The sequence below is a fragment of the Arthrobacter sp. 05L417 genome (assembly GCF_056397865.1).
The window spans coordinates 65114-81936 of record NZ_JBFTOG010000011.1 but is presented as its reverse complement, the minus strand read 5'-3'; the positions used below and the strand labels follow the sequence as shown (position 1 = coordinate 81936).

The 16823-nt window shown below is 64.2% G+C and carries 18 protein-coding genes; 9 read left to right on the top strand and 9 right to left on the bottom strand.

Annotated features, from left to right (window positions below; translation table 11 throughout):
• Positions 1-60: 60 nt before the first annotated feature.
• The 4 genes from AC1DJW_RS10990 to AC1DJW_RS10975 all read right to left on the bottom strand — a co-directional run bounded on the left by AC1DJW_RS10990 (position 61) and on the right by AC1DJW_RS10975 (position 2633).
• Positions 61-840: a 2-phosphosulfolactate phosphatase gene (locus tag AC1DJW_RS10990; protein ID WP_476901422.1), complete on the bottom strand. Its 780-nt coding sequence runs from the start codon at positions 838-840 to the stop codon at positions 61-63.
• The gene (locus tag AC1DJW_RS10985) at positions 837-1706 is read right to left on the bottom strand and encodes a DUF4031 domain-containing protein (RefSeq protein ID WP_459342078.1); all 870 of its coding nucleotides are present in this window, start codon (positions 1704-1706) and stop codon (positions 837-839) included. Before AC1DJW_RS10985 ends, AC1DJW_RS10990 begins: the two co-directional genes overlap by 4 nt.
• Positions 1707-1722: 16 nt before the next feature.
• Positions 1723-2190 carry an SRPBCC family protein gene (locus AC1DJW_RS10980; protein ID WP_459342079.1) on the bottom strand — a complete coding sequence of 156 codons (468 nt, stop codon included), beginning with the start codon at positions 2188-2190 and terminating at the stop codon, positions 1723-1725.
• Positions 2191-2294: 104 nt separating this feature from the next.
• A complete protein-coding gene (locus AC1DJW_RS10975; RefSeq protein WP_284752934.1) occupies positions 2295-2633 on the bottom strand; it encodes a YciI family protein in 339 nt (112 codons plus the stop codon).
• Between the two features lie 225 nt (positions 2634-2858).
• Between AC1DJW_RS10975 and clpB the strand changes: the two genes are divergently transcribed.
• Positions 2859-5528: an ATP-dependent chaperone ClpB gene (gene clpB, locus AC1DJW_RS10970; RefSeq protein ID WP_459342081.1), complete on the top strand. Its 2670-nt coding sequence runs from the start codon at positions 2859-2861 to the stop codon at positions 5526-5528.
• Here clpB and AC1DJW_RS10965 read toward each other — a convergent pair whose 3' ends face one another.
• The gene (locus tag AC1DJW_RS10965) at positions 5529-6149 is read right to left on the bottom strand and encodes a septum formation family protein (RefSeq protein WP_476901421.1); all 621 of its coding nucleotides are present in this window, start codon (positions 6147-6149) and stop codon (positions 5529-5531) included. It abuts the gene before it with no gap.
• Between the two features lie 221 nt (positions 6150-6370).
• Here AC1DJW_RS10965 and AC1DJW_RS10960 point away from each other — a divergent pair, with 221 nt between their 5' ends.
• Positions 6371-6604 carry a DUF3073 domain-containing protein gene (locus AC1DJW_RS10960; RefSeq protein ID WP_028265518.1) on the top strand — a complete coding sequence of 78 codons (234 nt, stop codon included), beginning with the start codon at positions 6371-6373 and terminating at the stop codon, positions 6602-6604.
• A gap of 156 nt (positions 6605-6760) precedes the next feature.
• On the opposite strand, the gene AC1DJW_RS10955 is transcribed toward AC1DJW_RS10960, so the two are convergent.
• On the bottom strand, positions 6761-7387 hold the full coding sequence (locus tag AC1DJW_RS10955) for a GntR family transcriptional regulator (RefSeq protein ID WP_284752937.1): 627 nt from the start codon (positions 7385-7387) through the stop codon (positions 6761-6763).
• 112 nt (positions 7388-7499) lie between these two features.
• Between AC1DJW_RS10955 and AC1DJW_RS10950 the strand changes: the two genes are divergently transcribed.
• The 7 genes from AC1DJW_RS10950 (at position 7500) to AC1DJW_RS10920 (ending at position 13431) form a co-directional block, all read left to right on the top strand.
• Positions 7500-8534: a succinylglutamate desuccinylase/aspartoacylase family protein gene (locus AC1DJW_RS10950; RefSeq protein ID WP_476901420.1), complete on the top strand. Its 1035-nt coding sequence runs from the start codon at positions 7500-7502 to the stop codon at positions 8532-8534.
• Complete coding sequence (locus AC1DJW_RS10945) at positions 8521-9465, top strand: ABC transporter substrate-binding protein (RefSeq protein WP_476901419.1); 945 nt, start codon at positions 8521-8523, stop codon at positions 9463-9465. The genes AC1DJW_RS10950 and AC1DJW_RS10945 overlap by 14 nt, the downstream gene beginning before the upstream one ends.
• Positions 9462-10448, top strand: coding sequence for an amino acid ABC transporter permease (locus AC1DJW_RS10940; RefSeq protein WP_476901418.1), 987 nt, complete (start codon positions 9462-9464; stop codon positions 10446-10448). The genes AC1DJW_RS10945 and AC1DJW_RS10940 overlap by 4 nt, the downstream gene beginning before the upstream one ends.
• The gene (locus tag AC1DJW_RS10935) at positions 10445-11245 is read left to right on the top strand and encodes an amino acid ABC transporter ATP-binding protein (protein ID WP_476901417.1); all 801 of its coding nucleotides are present in this window, start codon (positions 10445-10447) and stop codon (positions 11243-11245) included. Before AC1DJW_RS10940 ends, AC1DJW_RS10935 begins: the two co-directional genes overlap by 4 nt.
• A 64-nt stretch (positions 11246-11309) precedes the next feature.
• On the top strand, positions 11310-11639 hold the full coding sequence (locus AC1DJW_RS10930; protein WP_390280108.1) for an ArsR/SmtB family transcription factor: 330 nt from the start codon (positions 11310-11312) through the stop codon (positions 11637-11639).
• Entirely contained in the window at positions 11636-12616 is a 981-nt protein-coding gene (locus tag AC1DJW_RS10925; protein ID WP_476901416.1) for a TIGR03086 family metal-binding protein, read from the top strand. Before AC1DJW_RS10930 ends, AC1DJW_RS10925 begins: the two co-directional genes overlap by 4 nt.
• Before the next feature lie 29 nt (positions 12617-12645).
• Positions 12646-13431, top strand: coding sequence for a VOC family protein (locus AC1DJW_RS10920; protein ID WP_476901415.1), 786 nt, complete (start codon positions 12646-12648; stop codon positions 13429-13431).
• 67 nt (positions 13432-13498) lie between these two features.
• Here the strand turns inward: AC1DJW_RS10920 and purM are convergent, their stop codons facing one another.
• The 3 genes from purM to AC1DJW_RS10905 form a co-directional block, all read right to left on the bottom strand.
• Positions 13499-14656 carry a phosphoribosylformylglycinamidine cyclo-ligase gene (gene purM / locus AC1DJW_RS10915; protein WP_390280114.1) on the bottom strand — a complete coding sequence of 386 codons (1158 nt, stop codon included), beginning with the start codon at positions 14654-14656 and terminating at the stop codon, positions 13499-13501.
• Positions 14653-16272: an amidophosphoribosyltransferase gene (gene purF, locus AC1DJW_RS10910; protein WP_284752946.1), complete on the bottom strand. Its 1620-nt coding sequence runs from the start codon at positions 16270-16272 to the stop codon at positions 14653-14655. Before purF ends, purM begins: the two co-directional genes overlap by 4 nt.
• 62 nt (positions 16273-16334) lie before the next feature.
• A complete protein-coding gene (locus AC1DJW_RS10905; protein WP_284752947.1) occupies positions 16335-16718 on the bottom strand; it encodes a hypothetical protein in 384 nt (127 codons plus the stop codon).
• Between the last annotated feature and the right edge of the window lie 105 nt (positions 16719-16823).

Sequence of the window (16823 nt, the reverse complement as noted above, 5' to 3'; positions counted from 1 at the left end):
TACATAGTACCGCTAAGTAGTGGATGCGCAAGACCTCAATGGAACTGCGCCGAAGCGAACTCAAGGACGTCGGAACGCGCCGTCCCTCAAGAGGGCCACAGCAGTCCCGGCGTCAAGTTCGGCGGCGATCTCGACGTCGTCCGCGTACCCTGCGCCTATCAACTCACGGCCGCTTGAGCAGCCTCGCAGAGCGTCATGGAGCCGGGGTTCGGCGGCGTTGAACACGGCCATCGCGGCATTTGCCTCCGGCGCGAAACCTTCCCTGCCATCCTCCGGCGTGAAGCCGCCCCAGCCTGCGGCAGCGAGCCCGGCAATGAACGCGCCGGCTCCGATCTGATCCTCCACTGCGGGCCGGAGCGAACCGCCGGGCCATAGCTCCCCGGCCGCGATCACCGCCACCACTGCGTCCGGAGGGAGTTCGGCCGCCACCCAATCCGCGGTGGCGGCTGCGTTGCGAAGTGACACGGCCGCGATGAGCGGGACTTCCGGGGCGAGCTCATGCGCGATCGAAGAGCCGTTGGGTGAAGGCAGCACGACCCGGCCCAACGGGCGCGCCTCCCGCAGGCTCGACGGCGAGAGGCTCAGTCCGCCGCCACCGCGTGGACCAGCCAGCTGGGCATCATGGTGGGCGGCGAAATCCTCGGCCCCGGCGTCCTTCCACGGGTACGGGAACACCATGGCCCCCCGATCGACGGCGACGCTGACGCAGGTAGTGAAGGTGAGGACGTCGACCACGACGGCGAGGTCCACTCCGGACGCAACCGAACGGGCGCCGTCGAGCCGCCATTCAAACCTCACCCTGAACGGAAGCTGCCGGTGCACCGTCCCCGCCATGGTCATGACAGTTCGGCCTCCAGGTTGCGGCGGGCGGCATCCAGCCACAGGCTTTTCGCGCGTTCGCTGTGGAAGAGCGGATCCAGGGCGAGCAGTTGGCGGACGACGGCGGCCCGGCCGGCAGCGAAGTCGGCATCGCTGACGTGGGCGTAGTCCTCGCGGACAGCAGCCAGGTAGCGGGCGTAAGTCGCTGGTTCCGCTCCGAGGATGGAGAGATCGGCGTCGCACAAGAGGGCGCCGGCCTGGTCTCCCGGTTCGGGGCTGTGGGTGGAGGTCAGCCTGACCAGCCGGGCAACGTCGTCGATCACGGGCCCGGGGAGCCCCGCAACGGCCAGTCGGTCCTCGGCCAGCATGGCCGATTGCTCTTCGTCCTGCCCGGCGATTCCCTCGTAGACGGCGTCATGGAACCACGCGGCCAACGTCACTGAGCGCGCAGGCAGAGCGGGTTCGCTGAGGAGGTCCAAGGCTTCCAGGACCGCCAGCAAATGCGTGCGGCTGTGGTACTTCCGATGGTCCTCGCCCCAGCGTTCGAGGAGCTCAAAACCCAGCTCCTCGTGTCCCGGAAGTGTCGAATTCCAGCGCTCCAGCAAGGGCACGGTGAGCGCCTTGCTGCGTTGGCGGGCGGGGATCCGCAAGCCGCTCGCAATCAGTTTCCGCACCAAAATTCGGGCCTCCACGGGGATGGCGCCTGCCGAGAGGAGATCCTGGTAGCGGCGTTCCGGGACGTCGTAGTGGTCGCCGTCGAAGGCGCGCTCGGGAATTCCCGCGGCCTCAGCGAAGGCATGCAGCTCCTCGAGCGATGTGTCCGAGACGAGGTGGGAAAACACGGTCCCGTGCGCGGGCCACAGCGGCGGATCAACGTAGACGGCCATGGCCAGCGCCAGGGAACTAGGAGTTTTTCCGGGTGGCTACCGCGGAGAGTGCGGTCAGGCCCTTTTCGAAGTCGCCGCCCACCATCTTCTCCATGTTGAAGAACAACGCGAAGATTTTGCCGAGGCCCTTGTTCTCACCGGTCATCGTCCAGGTGACGCGGGTGCCGTCCCCTTCGGGCACGAACGTGAACCCTGTAGGGTTGACGGCCTTCATGGGCTTGGTGAATTCGAGGCGGATGTCGATCTTGCCGGGCTCCTCCGAGCCGACGATTTCCATGGTTCCGGTGCCGGCCTTGTTGTTGCCGCTCCAGGCATACTTTGCTCCGACGCCGGACTCGTTGCCCGAGTAGCTGCGGCTCAGCTGGGGGTCAACGGCCTCCCACGGAGACCATTTGGTCCACTCGTGGAAGTTGTTGACGAAGGGGAAGATGTCGGAGGGGGCGGCGGGGATCAGTGCGTTGCGAGTGACTGTGAAGGGTGCCATGTGCATATCGTACGGCGCTTTGTCGAGAGTGGGTGCGGGCCGCGTGCTGTGTTCCGGCACGCAGCGCGCGGCCCGGACCCACGATTTCGACGGCGGGTGCAGCTTTACATGCCTGGGATGTCGAGCGCTTCGTAGACGGTGATCGAGGCTTCGGGTGCCATGAGGAAATGCGGGTGGCCTTCGAGGAGCTTCAGGGCTCCGTCCATGTCCTCTGCCTGCAGGACGCTGTAACCGCCCACGCCGGTCTCTGCATCGGACACTCCAGAGTTCCCGACCACCTTGCCGCCACCGAGGGGTGTGCCAAGATCGGCAAGCCCATCGCCAGCCTTCGCGGCCCAGTCCATCCACAGCTTCATGCCTTCGGCTGCTGCCTCAGGGGTGCTGTCAGCCATCATCGATTCCGCCGATTGCGGTGCATTGTAGAGAACTACGAACTTCTTCATTACGTGTCCTTTTCCTCATGCTCGCCAGGCGGTGTTCCACCCGGTCACACCTGATCCTAGGGTTAGGGATCGCAAACAGCGAGGGGCTTTTCAAGGTAAGCGGAGAAGGCTATGGACAGCAGTTTCGCCGTCGGCAAACATGGAGCAGGAGGGATGATTCGCCAAAGTTGAGCATAGTAGACTCAACTTTGAGAAATAGTCGTCTTTCCCGAGAGGAGCTCTTCCATGGACGTCAAATTCACCACCAAGAGCCAGGAGGCTCTTTCCGCGGCGGCCATGAACGCCTCCACCGCCGGAAATCCGCAGCTGGAGCCAGCCCACTTGCTCAAAGCGCTCATGGACCAGCGCGAGGGCGTCGCGGTAGCACTTTTGCGCGCTACTGGAGCGGACCCGGATGCCGTGAGCGTGCAGGCGAGTTCGGCCATCAAGGCCCTGCCGTCGTCGTCGGGCAGTTCCGTGCAGCAAGCGCAGCTTTCGCGTCCTTCCATGCAGGCCATCCAGGCCGCCCAGAACGAGTCCGAGAAACTCGGAGACTCCTTCGTGTCCACAGAGCACCTCCTCTTGGGGCTCTCTGCCGGTAGCGATGCCGTGGGGAAGCTACTGCGCGACGCCGGTGCCTCCCATGAAGCGCTCCTCGCCGCCCTGCCGGGTGTCCGCGGCGACCGGAAAGTCACCTCGCAAGACCCGGAAAACACCTTCCAGGCGCTCGAGAAATACGGCATGGACCTCACAGCCGTCGCTCGCTCCGGCAAGCTGGATCCCGTGATCGGTCGGGACAGCGAAATCCGGCGAGTCGTCCAGGTCCTGAGCCGGCGCACCAAGAACAACCCCGTACTCATCGGGGAACCCGGTGTCGGCAAGACCGCCGTCGTCGAAGGGCTCGCCCAGCGCATGGTGGCCGGCGACGTCCCGGAAAGCCTGCGGGGCAAGACCCTGATCGCGCTGGACCTCGCGTCCATGGTGGCCGGCGCGAAGTACCGCGGCGAATTCGAGGAACGGCTCAAGGCCGTGCTGGAGGAGATCAAGAACTCCAACGGGCAGATCGTCACCTTCATCGACGAAATCCACACGGTGGTGGGTGCCGGTGCCACCGGTGAAAGCGCCATGGATGCGGGCAACATGCTCAAGCCGATGCTGGCCCGCGGCGAGCTGCGGCTCATCGGGGCCACCACCCTGGACGAGTACCGCGAGAATGTCGAGAAGGACCCTGCCCTGGAACGCCGCTTCCAGCAGGTCTACGTCGGCGAGCCGAGCGTGGAGGACACCATCGGTATCCTCCGCGGCCTCAAGGAACGCTACGAGGCCCACCACAAGGTAGCCATCGCAGATTCCGCCTTGGTAGCCGCCGCCACGCTCTCCAACCGCTACATCTCGGGCCGCCAGTTGCCGGACAAGGCGATCGACCTCGTGGACGAGGCTGCGTCACGGCTGCGCATGGAAATCGACTCGGCTCCCGAGGAAATCGACCAGCTTCGCCGTGCCGTGGACCGTCTGACGATGGAGGAATTGGCCCTCGAGCGCGAGACTGATGCGGCCTCCATCGAACGCCTCGCTGCGCTCCGCGCGGACAAGGCGGACAAGAAGGAAGCCCTGGGGGCGCTGAACGCCCGTTGGGAATCCGAGAAGGCCGGGCTCAACCGTGTTGGCGACCTCAAGGCGAAGATCGACGAATTGCGCTCGGCCGCCGAAAAGTACCAGCGCGAGGGCGACCTTGAGGCTGCCTCGCGTATTCTCTACGGCGAACTGCCCGCGTTGGAGCGCGAGCTCAGCGCAGCAGCCGAGGAAGAGTCCGCCCGGGAAGCGCGGGGTGAAGCGAAGCCCGCCCTGATGGTCGCGGACGAAGTCACGGCGGACGATATCGCCGAGGTTATTTCGGCCTGGACGGGCATCCCCGCCGGCCGCATGCTGCAGGGCGAATCCCAGAAGCTGCTGCACATGGAAGAGGAGATCGGAAAGCGGCTGATCGGCCAGTCCAAGGCCGTGGCCGCCGTCTCAGATGCCGTCCGCCGCGCCCGTGCGGGCATCAGCGACCCCAACCGACCCACGGGTTCGTTCCTGTTCCTTGGCCCCACCGGCGTCGGTAAGACCGAGCTCGCCAAGGCACTCGCCGATTTCCTTTTCGACGACGAACGCGCCATGGTGCGGATCGACATGTCCGAGTACGGGGAGAAGCACTCCGTGGCCCGGCTGGTCGGCGCCCCTCCCGGGTACGTGGGCTACGAGGAAGGCGGCCAGCTCACTGAAGCCGTCCGCCGTCGCCCGTACTCCGTAATCCTGCTCGACGAGGTGGAGAAGGCCCACCCGGAAGTGTTCGACATCCTCCTGCAAGTGCTCGACGACGGTCGCCTCACCGACGGGCAGGGCCGCACCGTGGACTTCCGGAACACCATCCTGGTTCTGACGTCGAACCACGGTAGCCAGTTCCTCGTGGATCCAACCCTGGACGCCACGGCGAAGCGAAATGCGGTCATGGCCGTGGTCAACGCGTCCTTCAAGCCCGAGTTCCTCAATAGGCTCGATGAGATTGTCCTGTTTGATGCACTCACCGTGGACGAGCTCGCGAGGATCGTCGAGCTGCACGTGGACGAGCTGACCAAGCGGCTGCACGACCGTCGGCTCACCCTTGAGGTCAGCGACGGCGCACGGGCCTGGCTCGCGATGTCCGGTTACGATCCGGCCTACGGTGCCCGTCCGCTGCGCCGGCTGGTTCAACGCGAGATCGGCGACCGCTTGGCCAAGGAGATCCTCGCCGGACAGATCGCCGACGGCGACACGGTCATGGTGGACACCGCGGCCGACGTCGACGAACTCACCATCGAGGGGCTCGAAGCTTTGACGGGTCCCGACGGCGGGGCTCCGGCGGGTAGCGGCCTGACGGTGAGGCGGAAGGACTAGCTACTTCTGCAGCACGGATTCCTTGAGTGTGTTTCCCGAGTTCACCACGATGAAGCAGTCCACGCGGCGGTCGCCGTTGTCCCAGCTGGTGGCGCTCGGGTACACGTTCTGCTGCAGGAGTGCGTACTTGGTGGAGGCCTCGTTGAGCATCACATCGCGGCAGATTTCGCGGCCTTTGTCCCGCAAGGCAGTGGCACCGGGGAAGGTGTCCTCTGCCTTGTACCGGAAAATGGCGCCAAGCTGGGCCGAATGGTCGGTAGTGCAGTCCACCGCCCTGGACTTGGTGGCATTGGAGTCGAAATCGGCGAAGCAATCGCCCAGTTGGTAATCCCTTGCCTCGATGTCAGCCGGGAGGGGGCCGCGGCTGGTGGACGTGGACGGTGCCGGGACGGGCGCGGCCGCCGGGCGGTTGGCCAAGGCCCCGACGAGGATCCAGATCACTACGCCGATGAGGATCAGCACGGCCAGCACAATTCCGCCAATGATGAGCCGATACCGCGTTATGGCGTCCAGGGCGCTCCGCAGGGGGGAACCAGCGTCTACCGGCGACTCGTTGTCGCCTGTACCGTTGTTGCCCGGGATGGTGTTGTCCTGGCCCATGTCTGAGATTGCGCCTTTCATGCGTGCGGCCCGATATTAGGGCGACTCTACCCAAGTTTTCCATGCCAATGAACGGTGATGCTGCCAGGTGGAACTGTGACGCCGCTTTCGCGAAGGTCGTGGCAAGCAGTTGCTCCAGAAAGCATGTAATCTAGACATACGACAAATTGACCAAACATTCCGGGGCCTCACCGATAGCCAAGGTGACCACCTCCGGTCCAAGTACAAAAGGGGGTCACGCCATGGGGCGCGGCCGTCAAAAGGCAAAAGCTACCAAGCAGGCTCGGGACATCAAGTACTACTCCCCGAACACTGACTATTCGGCCCTTCAGCGCGAGCTGACCGGGCCATCAAGTCGTGCGACGAGCCGATTCGCGGATGATCCGCCGGAGCCGGACTACTCGGCTTACGAGGACAAGTACGCACAGGACTTGGAAGACGATGACGACGAGGTAGACACCCGCCGCATCGGATAGCTGTAGCAACAATCAGGTGCCTTTCGGCATCGAGTTGCGTACCGCCGTCGTACACGAAGTCATTTGGCATCCCCGGATGCCACCCAAAACGATCTAGCCCGTAGGGCGCGCCATAATCGGCGTGCGCTACGGGCCTTTTTCGTCTCCTTCTGCCGGTCAGTCCTTCTCGTGGCACAGATCCAGCAAGGGGATCAGTGTTTCGAGGTCGTTGGCGCGGGCTGCGGCCAGGATCTTCCGGTGGGCATCCGCCACGCGCTCAAGCTTGGCGTCGTCTAGGGGATACGAGCGGCTGATGAGCCGTTGAACGGGGTTGTCCCAGACGGATTCGAGCGTTTTCAGCAGGAATCCGTTGGGCGCAGGCGCCGCCAGGCCCAAATGGAACGCCCGCGTAGCGGTAAAGAGTTCCTCGGGGTCAGCGCTTGCCGCGCCCTCGGCGATAAGCAGCTCAAGCCGGGCAAGCTGCAGGTTTGTGTACTTGGCCCCGCACTGCCTGATGGCCATGATCTCAAGGGCCTTGCGCACCTCGTAGACTTCCTCGACAGCTGAGCGGGTCAGCGTCGTCGCAAAATACCCTGCGCCCGGGACCAAAGTGGCGAGTCCTTCGTGCACCAAGCGGTTCAGGGCGTCACGGACGGGCGTCCGGGAAACGCCGTATTCTTCGGCCAGTTGTTCCTGGACCAGGGGAGCGCCAGGCTCGACCACGCCGTTGACGATCTCATTGCTGATCCTGTCGTAGACGTGCTCGCTCAGTGGCCGCATCCCCTTGGCAGCTTGCGCGGCCATTCGCCTCATCCCCTTTTCGGTATCAAAACTTGCTCAATCCTACGTGCTTTACATCACAGGATTCACTGTATACAGTGAATCCAATCCTACCAGCCCCGATGAAAGTTGCCCTATGAGCCTGCACATTCCACGCATACCCGGCATTGATTTTGCCGCCGTCGGCAAGCAGTTGGGTTACCTGGAGATCGAACACTCGGACAACGAGAACGACGCCGCTGTCATCCCCTCGCCGATCGCGGTCCTGAGCGGTGGGGACGGCCCCACGGTCCTCTTGATCGCCGGTACGCATGGCGACGAATATGAAGGCCAGATCCTGCTCCAGGAACTCATCCGCACCTTGAACCCGGATGAGGTGACCGGGAGGTTGATGATCCTGCCTGCCCTCAACATCGCTGCTGTCCGCGAAGGAAGACGTGTTTCCAGCGTGGACCGGGTCAATCTGAACCGTGCCCTCCCGGGCCGTGCCGACGGCGGACCGGCCCTGCAGATCGCCTCGATTGTGGCCGAAGAACTCATCCCCATGGCTGACTTTGTGATGGACATCCACTCCGGTGGAATTGCCTCGGAGTATGTTCCGTCCGCGTTCGTCTACCAAGGACCGACGCCGGAGCTGTGGGCTGAGAAGACGGCGGCGGTGGCCGCGTTCAATGCCCCTTATTCCGTCGCGGTGAAACCCATGCTCAAGGCGGGCTCCATCAGCGGCGCGGCCGATCAGGCGGGCGTGCCGATGATCTCGACCGAACTCGGCGGCAGGGGAACCGTGTCCCTGGCGATCCTCAACAGGGCCCGGAAGGGGCTACGTTCGCTGCTTGGCCACTGGGGCGTGCTCAAGGACGCCGGGCTTCCGGAGACCGGAGCCCCGATCCAGTGGGTCGAACTCACTGCCCAGTCCGCTGTCCATTCCACCATGGCAGGCATCCTCGAGCCGGTGGTCGAACTTGGCCAGAAGGTCGCGGCCGGAGAGCTCGTGGCCCGCGTTCACTCAGTGGAAGAACTCGAGCGTCCACCAAAAGACTTCTTTGCACCCATTGACGGGGTGGTCGCAATCGTTCGGCATCCCGCCCTCGTCAATGTTGGCACCACCGTGGTCAACATCGCCGTTGACCACGGAACAAGCTATGAGAAAGGCAATCATGAACCGTCCTAGTTACATCTCCACAGGCGCCCTGCTGCTGGCCGTCGCCGTCGGGCTCAGCGGCTGCACCACGGCTTCACTCGACGCCGGCAAGGAAGCCGCGGTCAGTTCGATTCCCGGTAAAGACGCCGCGATTCCGGCGGCGCCGTTCAACCAGTCCGCCGCGAATCTCTTGCCCCCGGACGTCAAGGCCAAAGGCATGCTAGTGGTTGGCACCGACCCCACTTTCGCGCCTTATGAGTTCTACGCGGCTGACAGCAAGACGGTTGTCGGCTGGGACGCGGATTTTGCGAGAGCCGTCGGCGAGACCTTGGGCCTCGAAGTGAAGATGGTTCCTGCGACCTTCGACACCATCCTCCCGGGCGTGAGTTCGAACAAGTATGACGTAGGCATCTCGGGTTTCAACGTCACGGCCGAGCGCAAGTTGAATGCCGATTTCGCCTCCTACCAAAGCAGCGGCTCGGGCCTTGCCGTCAAGGCCGGCAACCCCAAGAAGCTGGCCCTCGACGCGATGAAGCTGTGCGGCACGAAGGTGGGTGGCGAAAAGGGAACCACGCAAGGGATCGAGACCCTTCCGGCGTTTTCGAAGCAGTGCGTCGACGCTGGCAAAGCGCCGATCGACATCCAGTTGTTTCCCTCCCAGAACGAAGCCAACCTGGCACTCATCTCCGGCCGCGTGGACAGCGTCCTCTCAGGCCTTGTTGGCATGGGCTACGCAAGCAAGCTTTCCGGCGGTGCTTTCGAGCTGGCCGGCAACCAGGACTTCGAACCGACGCCGGTGGGTATCGCCATGCCCAAGGGCTCGCCACTGACCAAGGCGATCGTCGCGGCCGTCAGGGCGCTGATCGCTGGCGACACGTACAAGGCGATCAACGCGAAGTACGGAATCCCGGACTCGGTGACCATCAGCGCTGATGCCGTGGACGAGAGTGGTGCGAAATGAGCAACGTGATCACTGTCCCCAAGAGTGGAACAACAGACCGTGGCCAGTTCACTGTGGTTTCGGCCAGGCACCCCTGGCGATGGGTCGCTGGCATTGCGGTAGGCGCCGTCGTGATCCTGCTGCTTGTTTCCGCCGTGAGCAATCCCCGTTTCGGCTGGGACAAGGTTGCCCTGTATTTCCGCGATGTCGCCATCGTCAATGGGATCGGCATCACCCTGTTCCTCACGGTTGTCTGCATGGCTGTCGGGGTGGGGCTTGGCGTGGTGCTTGCGGTCATGCAGCTTTCGGCAAACCCCGTGGTCAAGGCCTCGGCAAGCGCCTACGTGACGATCTTCCGTGGCACGCCCGTCTTGGTCCAGCTGTTGTTCTGGTTCAACTTGTCGGCGCTGTACCCGGAGATCACCTTTGGTATCCCGGGCGTCAGCTTGGACGCCAACCAAATCATCACCCCCCTCGCCGCAGCGATCCTTGGCCTGGGCCTTAACGAGGCCGCCTACATGTCGGAGATCGTCCGGGCTGGAATCCAGTCCATCGACCAAGGCCAAGGCGAGGCGGCCGGTGCCCTCGGCATGTCCCGCATCCAGACCCTCACCAGGGTGATCCTGCCCCAGGCCATGCGGGTCATCATCCCGCCCACGGGCAACGAGTTCATTGGCATGCTCAAGATGACGTCGCTGGTCAGTGTCCTGGCTGTCCCCGAGCTCCTGTACTCCGCCCAGATCATCTACTCGAAGAACCTCCAGGTTGTCCCCCTGCTCTTGGTTGCCAGCATCTGGTACATCATCGTCACCACGGTGTTCACGGTGGGCCAAGGCTACCTGGAGCGGCACTTCGCGCGAGGAACGTCCCGTTCCGTCCCGCCGACCGCCGCCGAGCGGTTGCGGAAATTCTTCAGGGTCCACTCCGCGCAGGGCACCGGAAAGCAGGACGCAGGAAAACAGGGTTCAGGAAAACAACGCTCAGGAAAGGGCGGCCAGTCATGACCATCGAGACGAAGGAAAGCCGGAAGGCGCCGGAAGCGCTTCCGCTGGTGCGCGCGGAAGGCGTGCGCAAGAGTTTCGGCGACAACGAGGTCCTCAAGGGAATCGATCTCCACGTCCAACGCGGCGAGGTGGTCTGCCTGATTGGAGCCTCGGGCTCCGGGAAGAGCACCTTCCTGCGGTGCGTGAACCACCTGGAGAAGATCGACGGCGGGCTGTTGTGGGTAGCGGACAGGGCCGTGGGCTACCGGATCAAAGGCGACAAGCTCCACGAACAGTCCCACAACGAAATCTGCGCGGACCGCACCGATATCGGGATGGTCTTCCAGCACTTCAACCTCTTCCCGCACATGACTGTGCTGGAGAACCTCATGGAAGCCCCGCTCAGGGTGCTCAAGCAGCGCAAGGCGGATGTCCGCCGTCGGGCGTTGGATTTGTTGGAGAAGGTGGGTCTGTCGGAGAAGGCGGAGGCCTATCCGCGGCACCTCTCGGGCGGGCAGCAGCAGCGGGTGGCGATCGCCCGGGCCCTGTGCATGCAGCCGAAGCTGATGCTGTTTGACGAGCCGACGTCGGCGCTGGATCCGGAGCTGGTGGGCGAAGTCCTCAGGGTGATGAAGGACCTGGCCCGGACGGGAATGACCATGATTGTTGTGACGCACGAAATGGGGTTTGCCCGCGACGTGGCGGACCGCGTGGTGTTCATGCACGGCGGCCGGATCATTGAGGAAGGTCCCGCCGAAGAGGTCATCGGCAACCCGCAGCACGAGCGGACCAAGGCGTTCTTGTCCGCGGTTCTGTAGTTGTTGATAGTGCGCTCTCGGAAAAGATTGACAATATGCGTTAGTGATGGCTAACGTATTAATCATGCTCGACCGACTGGAAGTTGCCGCGGAGCCGAATAGGCGGCGTCTGTTGCACCTGCTTGCGGCGGGCGAGCGCACCGTGACCGAGCTGGCCGGCGAATTCACGGTGAGCAGATCCGCCGTCTCGCAGCACTTGTTGTTGCTGGAGCAGGTAGGCCTCGTTGCTGCCCGCAAAGAGGGACGCAACCGCTTCTACCGCTTGGACAATGCCGGGATGAGGGAACTCCGGCTGCTTTTTGAGCAGTTCTGGACCGCTGAGCTGGACATGCTCCTCGCTGACGCACAAAACTTCACCACCGACCGCCTTCAAACAACAGAGGAATCACCATGATTTACGACAAGACCGTTCTTCTTCCCCTCAACGTCGACCAGGCGTTCGAACTCATCACCCAGCCCGCACGCCTCCGCCGCTGGCAGGCCGTTGCCGCCCGCGTCGACCTGAAGGTTGGCGGCGAGTACCGCTGGACCATCACCCCGGGTCACCACGCGGCTGGAACGTTCACCGAAATCGAGCCGGGCAAGCGCGTCGTCTTCACCTGGGGCTGGGAGCAGCCCGAAGCGCCGGCGGACAACATCTCCACGGTAGCCATCACCCTTGAGCCGGCCGACGGCGGCACCTCCGTGCGCTTGGTGCACGAAGGCCTTCCGACTCCGGAAGCTCTTGCAGGCCACGCCGAGGGCTGGAACCACTACCTCGACCGTCTCCTCGCCGAGGCCTCCACGGGCGACGCCGGTGCCGACGAATGGGCAGCTGCCCCTGCCGATCTCAATGAGCTCACCTCCGCGGACGCCACGCTTGCCATCGTGCAGCGAGTGCTGGCGCGCGTCACGGAAGCCGACGCGCGGACCCAGACTCCGTGCGCCGATTTCAACGTCTCGCAGTTGCTCGACCACCTTGCCGGCTCAATTGCCAACATCGCCAAGGCCTTGGGCGCCGAAGTAGCCGACGACGCCGGAAAGTCGCCTGAGGTGCGCATCGCCGACCTCGCCCAGCCCACGCTGGAAGCCTTCTACCGCCGCGGGCTCGAAGGCACGGTCGACATGGGCTTCGCACAACTGCCGGCCACGATAGTCGCCTCCATCCTCAACCTCGAGTTCCTGGTGCACGCTTGGGACTTCTCCAAGGCCTTGGGCCTCGAGGTGTCGGTGGCGGATGAGCTCACCGACTACGTCGAGGTCCTCGCGCAGAACACCATCAGCGAGCAGGTCCGCGCCAGCGGGAGCTTCGCCCCGGCCCAGGAAGTCGCCGAGATGGCGTCCAGCCTGGAGCGCTTGGTCGCTTTCACGGGCCGGGCAGTTCACGCCTAAGCTCAAGGCTACTCAACGAAGGGATAGCAATGCCGCAGGTTGATAGCTACAAGCAGGGAACTCCGTGTTGGGTGGACCTGTCGTCGTCGGACATCGAGGCTTCCAAGGCCTTCTACCGTGATCTGTTCGGCTGGGAATTGGACGCGATGGATGCCGGCAACGGCATGACCTACTACATGGCCAAGCTGCAGGACCGCTATGTGGCGGGCCTGATGCAGCAGATGCCGGACATGGCTGCGGTCGGGGCGCCGTCCTTCTGGGCCAACTACCTCGCCGTCGATTCGGTGGATGAGGCCGCTGAGCGCGCGACGGCGGCAGGCGGCAACATCCTCTTCCCGCCGGACAGTGTCCCCAACGGGAGCGGGCGGATGTTCTTCGCCGCCGATCCGACGGGTGCTCAGATTGGTTTTTGGGAGGCAGGAAACCACCACGGCGCCGGGTTGGTCAATGAACCGGGCACGGTGGTCTGGAGCGAGCTGCAAACAAACGACGTCGCCAAGGCCGTGGCGTTCTACGAATCCGTGACGGGGTGCTCCAGCGAGACGGCCGCGGCCGGCGACCTGCAGGAATACACCCAGCTTGTTGTGGACGGGAAGTCCGTGGCCGGCGCCATGAAGCAGCCCGTGGAGGGTATGCCGCCGTTCTGGATGACCTACTTCAATGTGGCTGACGTCAACGAGTCCGTGGCGAAGGCTGTTGAACTCGGAGCCCAGGTCTTCGCACCTGCCTTCGATGTGCCCGGCATCGGCCGCATGGCAGTTCTCGGCGATCCTGCCGGAGCGGCCTTCAGCGTGATGGCCGGCGAAAGCTCCTAAGCAAAAGCGAGTGCCCACCCAACTGCCGGATCGGCAATTGAATGGGCACTCTTTGGCTTAAGAACCTTTAGGCGTAGGCGTTCACGAGGCGCACGGCCCCGCCGTCGACACCCTTGGCGCCCTGGACGTAGTCCGGGCCGCTCTTGATGATCGAGTCGGAGTCCGCTTCGACGGTACCCATGATCCACGACGGCAAACCGCGCTCGTTGAGGCGGGCCACGGCGGCGTCGGCGATTTCGGGGGACACGATGGCCACCATGCCGACACCGAGGTTGAGCGTGCGCTCAAGGTCGGCCAGCGGCACATTGCCGAGCTCGGAGACCAGCTTGAAGATGGCCGGCAGTTCCCACGTGGCGCGGTCAACCGTGGCCACGAGGCCCTGCGGCAGGACGCGGGCCAGGTTGGCTGCGAGGCCACCGCCGGTGACGTGGCTGAAGCCGTGGACGGCCGGCGCAGTAGCCAGGCCGCTGACCGGGAACGCGCGGGCGAGGTCCAGGCAGTCGGCGGCGTAGACGCGGGTGGGCTCCAGCAGTTCTTCGCCCAGGGTGCGGCCGAGTTCGGAGACCTGGCGGTCCAGGGCCCAGCCGGCGTGGTTGATCACGCGGCGGACCAGGGAGTAGCCGTTGGAGTGCAGGCCCGAGGAAGCCATGCCGATCACGACGTCGCCGGCGCGGACGCGGTCCGGGCCAAGCAGGGCGTCGGCTTCGACAACACCGGTAGCCGCACCGGCGACGTCGTACTCGTGCTCACCTAGCAGGCCCGGGTGTTCAGCGGTTTCGCCACCCACCAGAGCAGTGCCCGCCACGGAGCAAGCGGCGGCGATGCCGCGGACGATGTCCGCGATGCGCTCGGGGACAACCTTGCCGCACGCGATGTAGTCGGTCATGAAGAGCGGCTCTGCACCCACCACCACGATGTCGTCCACCACCATGCCGACCAGGTCGAAGCCGATGGTGTCGTGGATGTCCATGGCCTGGGCGATGGCAACCTTAGTGCCGACGCCGTCCGTGGACGTGGCCAGCAGCGGCCTCTTGTACGTGAGCAGCTTCGAGACGTCGTACAGGCCGGCGAAGCCGCCGACGCCGCCGAGCACCGAGCTGTTGTGGGTCGCCTTGACGGCGTCCTTCATGAGTTCGACGGCGCGGTCGCCCGCTTCGACGTCGACGCCGGCGGACGCGTAGGTGATGCCGGTTGTGTTCTCAGCGGCGGAGGATGCGGAGGTCATACAGACTCTTTCTTATCGGCGTCGGTCAGCAGGTTCTCAAACTCGGCGTCGGGTCCGGGATCACAGCCCGTGGCACCGGGCTTGTTGGCCGGGTCGTCCGAGTCCGCGGTTACGGCTTCGGCGGAGATGCCCGACGTCGGCAGCCCGCCGAGGTCGGTGCGCTCCAGGAGGTTCTTGCCTAGTTTGTCCGAACCCGGAAGTGCGATGGGGTACTGGCCGGTGAAACAGGCGGTACAGAGGCGTTCGCGCGGCTGCTGGGTGGCGCCGATCATGCCGTCTTCGGAAATGTAAGCCAGCGAATCGGCTCCGATGGCCTGGGAGATTTCCTCGATGGTGGCACCGTTGGCGATCAGTTCAGCGCGGGACGCGAAGTCGATGCCGTAGAAGCAGGGCCACTGGACGGGCGGGGAGGAGATCTTGACGTGGACGGCAGCGGCGCCGGCCTCGCGGAGCATCCTGACGATGGCGCGCTGGGTGTTGCCGCGGACGATCGAGTCATCCACCACCACCACCCGCTTGCCGCGGATCACGGATTCGAGGGCGTTGAGCTTGAGCCGGATGCCGAGCTGGCGCAGGGTCTGCGAGGGCTGGATGAACGTGCGGCCCACGTAGGAGTTCTTGACGAAGCCGTGCGCGAACGGGATGCCGGATTCCTCGGCGTAGCCGACCGCTGCCGGGGTTCCGGACTCGGGGACCGGGATGACGATGTCCGCTACCTGGGTGTTTTCGCGGGCCAGCTGGCGGCCCATCTCCACGCGGGACTCGTACACGGAGCGCCCGGCAATCGCAGCGTCGGGGCGCGCAAGGTAGACGTACTCGAATACGCAACCGGCCGGCGTCGCTTCCGCGAAACGCTGGGAACGGACGCCGTTCTCGTCAATGGCGATGAACTCGCCGGGCTCGATCTCGCGGATGAAGCTCGCGCCGACGGTTGCGAGGGCGGACTGCTCCGAGGCGACAACCCAGCCGCGCTCGAGGCGGCCAAGGCACAAGGGGCGGATGCCGAAGGTATCGCGGGCGGCGTAGAGGGTGCCTTCGTCCATGAACACGAAGCAGAAGCCGCCCCGGATCTTGGGAAGCAGTTCAAGCGCGGTTTGTTCGAGGGTCTTGCCCTCTTCGCCTTCGAGGAGCGCGGTGACCAGGGCCGTGTCCGAGGTGTTGCCCTGCTTCATTTCTCCGGTCAGCTGACCGCCGTTGAGTTCGAGGATCATTTCCCGGAGCTCAGCGGTGTTGGTCAGGTTGCCGTTGTGCGCGAGGGCAACAGTGCCTGTGGCCGTTGCTCCCAAGGTGGGCTGTGCGTTGGCCCAGTGGCTTGCTCCGGTGGTGGAGTAGCGGCAGTGGCCGACGGCAAGGTGCCCGGTGAGGGTGTTCAGGGTTGTCTCGTCGAAGACCTGGGACACGAGGCCCATGTCCTTGTAGACATTGATGCGTTTGCCGTCACTGGTAGCAATACCAGCCGATTCTTGTCCGCGGTGCTGCAACGCATACAGCCCGTAATAGGTGAGTTTTGCTACTTCTTCGCCCGGCGCCCAGACCCCGAAGACGCCACAAGCGTCCTGAGGTCCTTTTTCGTCGGGGAGAAGATCATGAGAAAGTTTTCCGTCGCCACGTGCCACTGGTCAATTGTCGCATGATGTTGGCGTGGTACTTTCCCTCACGCGACATTGTGACCGGGATCCTATGCCTCGGCGTCGTCTGTCGGGTTGGGTACAGACTCGACGACGGCACGCCGGGAGCGCTGCACGCTGAGCTTGTCGAGGACGAGGGCCGCGATGGCGCCCAGCAGCACGCCGCCCGCGGCGAAGCTCACAAGGAAGAACCCGAACACCGCCCCGGTGTCGAAACTCTCGTCGCCCGGGATCCCGTAGGCCACGAATGCGGCGACGATGATGCCGAGGACCCCGCCCAGTCCCATGAATGGAACAAACTTCGGCGCACGGCGGACCGTGATCCCGCGGCGTTCCGCGGTGGCGCTGTCCTGTGGCGCGGCGTTGTGTGCCGTGCTGCTGTGTGACGTGCTGTTTTGTGACGTGCCGTCGGCGTTCGAACCCTCAGAAACCATGCCTTCCAGCTTACCGTTTCGAGAAGGTTGGTTTGTGGTCTGAAGTCAGACCATTGACAGATTGGTGTGAAGTGGGTCACTATCGATGCGAGCGGTGTCGGCCCG

Coding starts and splice junctions, on each gene's coding strand:
- AC1DJW_RS10975 (WP_284752934.1), bottom strand. CDS start 2,633: ATGAAGAAGTTCGTAGTTCTCTACAATGCACCGCAATCGGCGGAATCG.
- AC1DJW_RS10955 (WP_284752937.1), bottom strand. CDS start 7,387: ATGGCCGCGCAAGCTGCCAAGGGGATGCGGCCACTGAGCGAGCACGTC.
- AC1DJW_RS10930 (WP_390280108.1), top strand. CDS start 11,310: ATGCTCGACCGACTGGAAGTTGCCGCGGAGCCGAATAGGCGGCGTCTG.
- purM (WP_390280114.1), bottom strand. CDS start 14,656: ATGACCTCCGCATCCTCCGCCGCTGAGAACACAACCGGCATCACCTAC.
- AC1DJW_RS10920 (WP_476901415.1), top strand. CDS start 12,646: ATGCCGCAGGTTGATAGCTACAAGCAGGGAACTCCGTGTTGGGTGGAC.
- AC1DJW_RS10950 (WP_476901420.1), top strand. CDS start 7,500: ATGAGCCTGCACATTCCACGCATACCCGGCATTGATTTTGCCGCCGTC.
- AC1DJW_RS10965 (WP_476901421.1), bottom strand. CDS start 6,149: ATGAAAGGCGCAATCTCAGACATGGGCCAGGACAACACCATCCCGGGC.
- AC1DJW_RS10905 (WP_284752947.1), bottom strand. CDS start 16,718: ATGGTTTCTGAGGGTTCGAACGCCGACGGCACGTCACAAAACAGCACG.
- AC1DJW_RS10960 (WP_028265518.1), top strand. CDS start 6,371: ATGGGGCGCGGCCGTCAAAAGGCAAAAGCTACCAAGCAGGCTCGGGAC.
- AC1DJW_RS10980 (WP_459342079.1), bottom strand. CDS start 2,190: ATGGCACCCTTCACAGTCACTCGCAACGCACTGATCCCCGCCGCCCCC.
- AC1DJW_RS10945 (WP_476901419.1), top strand. CDS start 8,521: ATGAACCGTCCTAGTTACATCTCCACAGGCGCCCTGCTGCTGGCCGTC.
- clpB (WP_459342081.1), top strand. CDS start 2,859: ATGGACGTCAAATTCACCACCAAGAGCCAGGAGGCTCTTTCCGCGGCG.
- AC1DJW_RS10985 (WP_459342078.1), bottom strand. CDS start 1,706: ATGGCCGTCTACGTTGATCCGCCGCTGTGGCCCGCGCACGGGACCGTG.
- AC1DJW_RS10940 (WP_476901418.1), top strand. CDS start 9,462: ATGAGCAACGTGATCACTGTCCCCAAGAGTGGAACAACAGACCGTGGC.
- AC1DJW_RS10925 (WP_476901416.1), top strand. CDS start 11,636: ATGATTTACGACAAGACCGTTCTTCTTCCCCTCAACGTCGACCAGGCG.
- AC1DJW_RS10990 (WP_476901422.1), bottom strand. CDS start 840: ATGACCATGGCGGGGACGGTGCACCGGCAGCTTCCGTTCAGGGTGAGG.
- AC1DJW_RS10935 (WP_476901417.1), top strand. CDS start 10,445: ATGACCATCGAGACGAAGGAAAGCCGGAAGGCGCCGGAAGCGCTTCCG.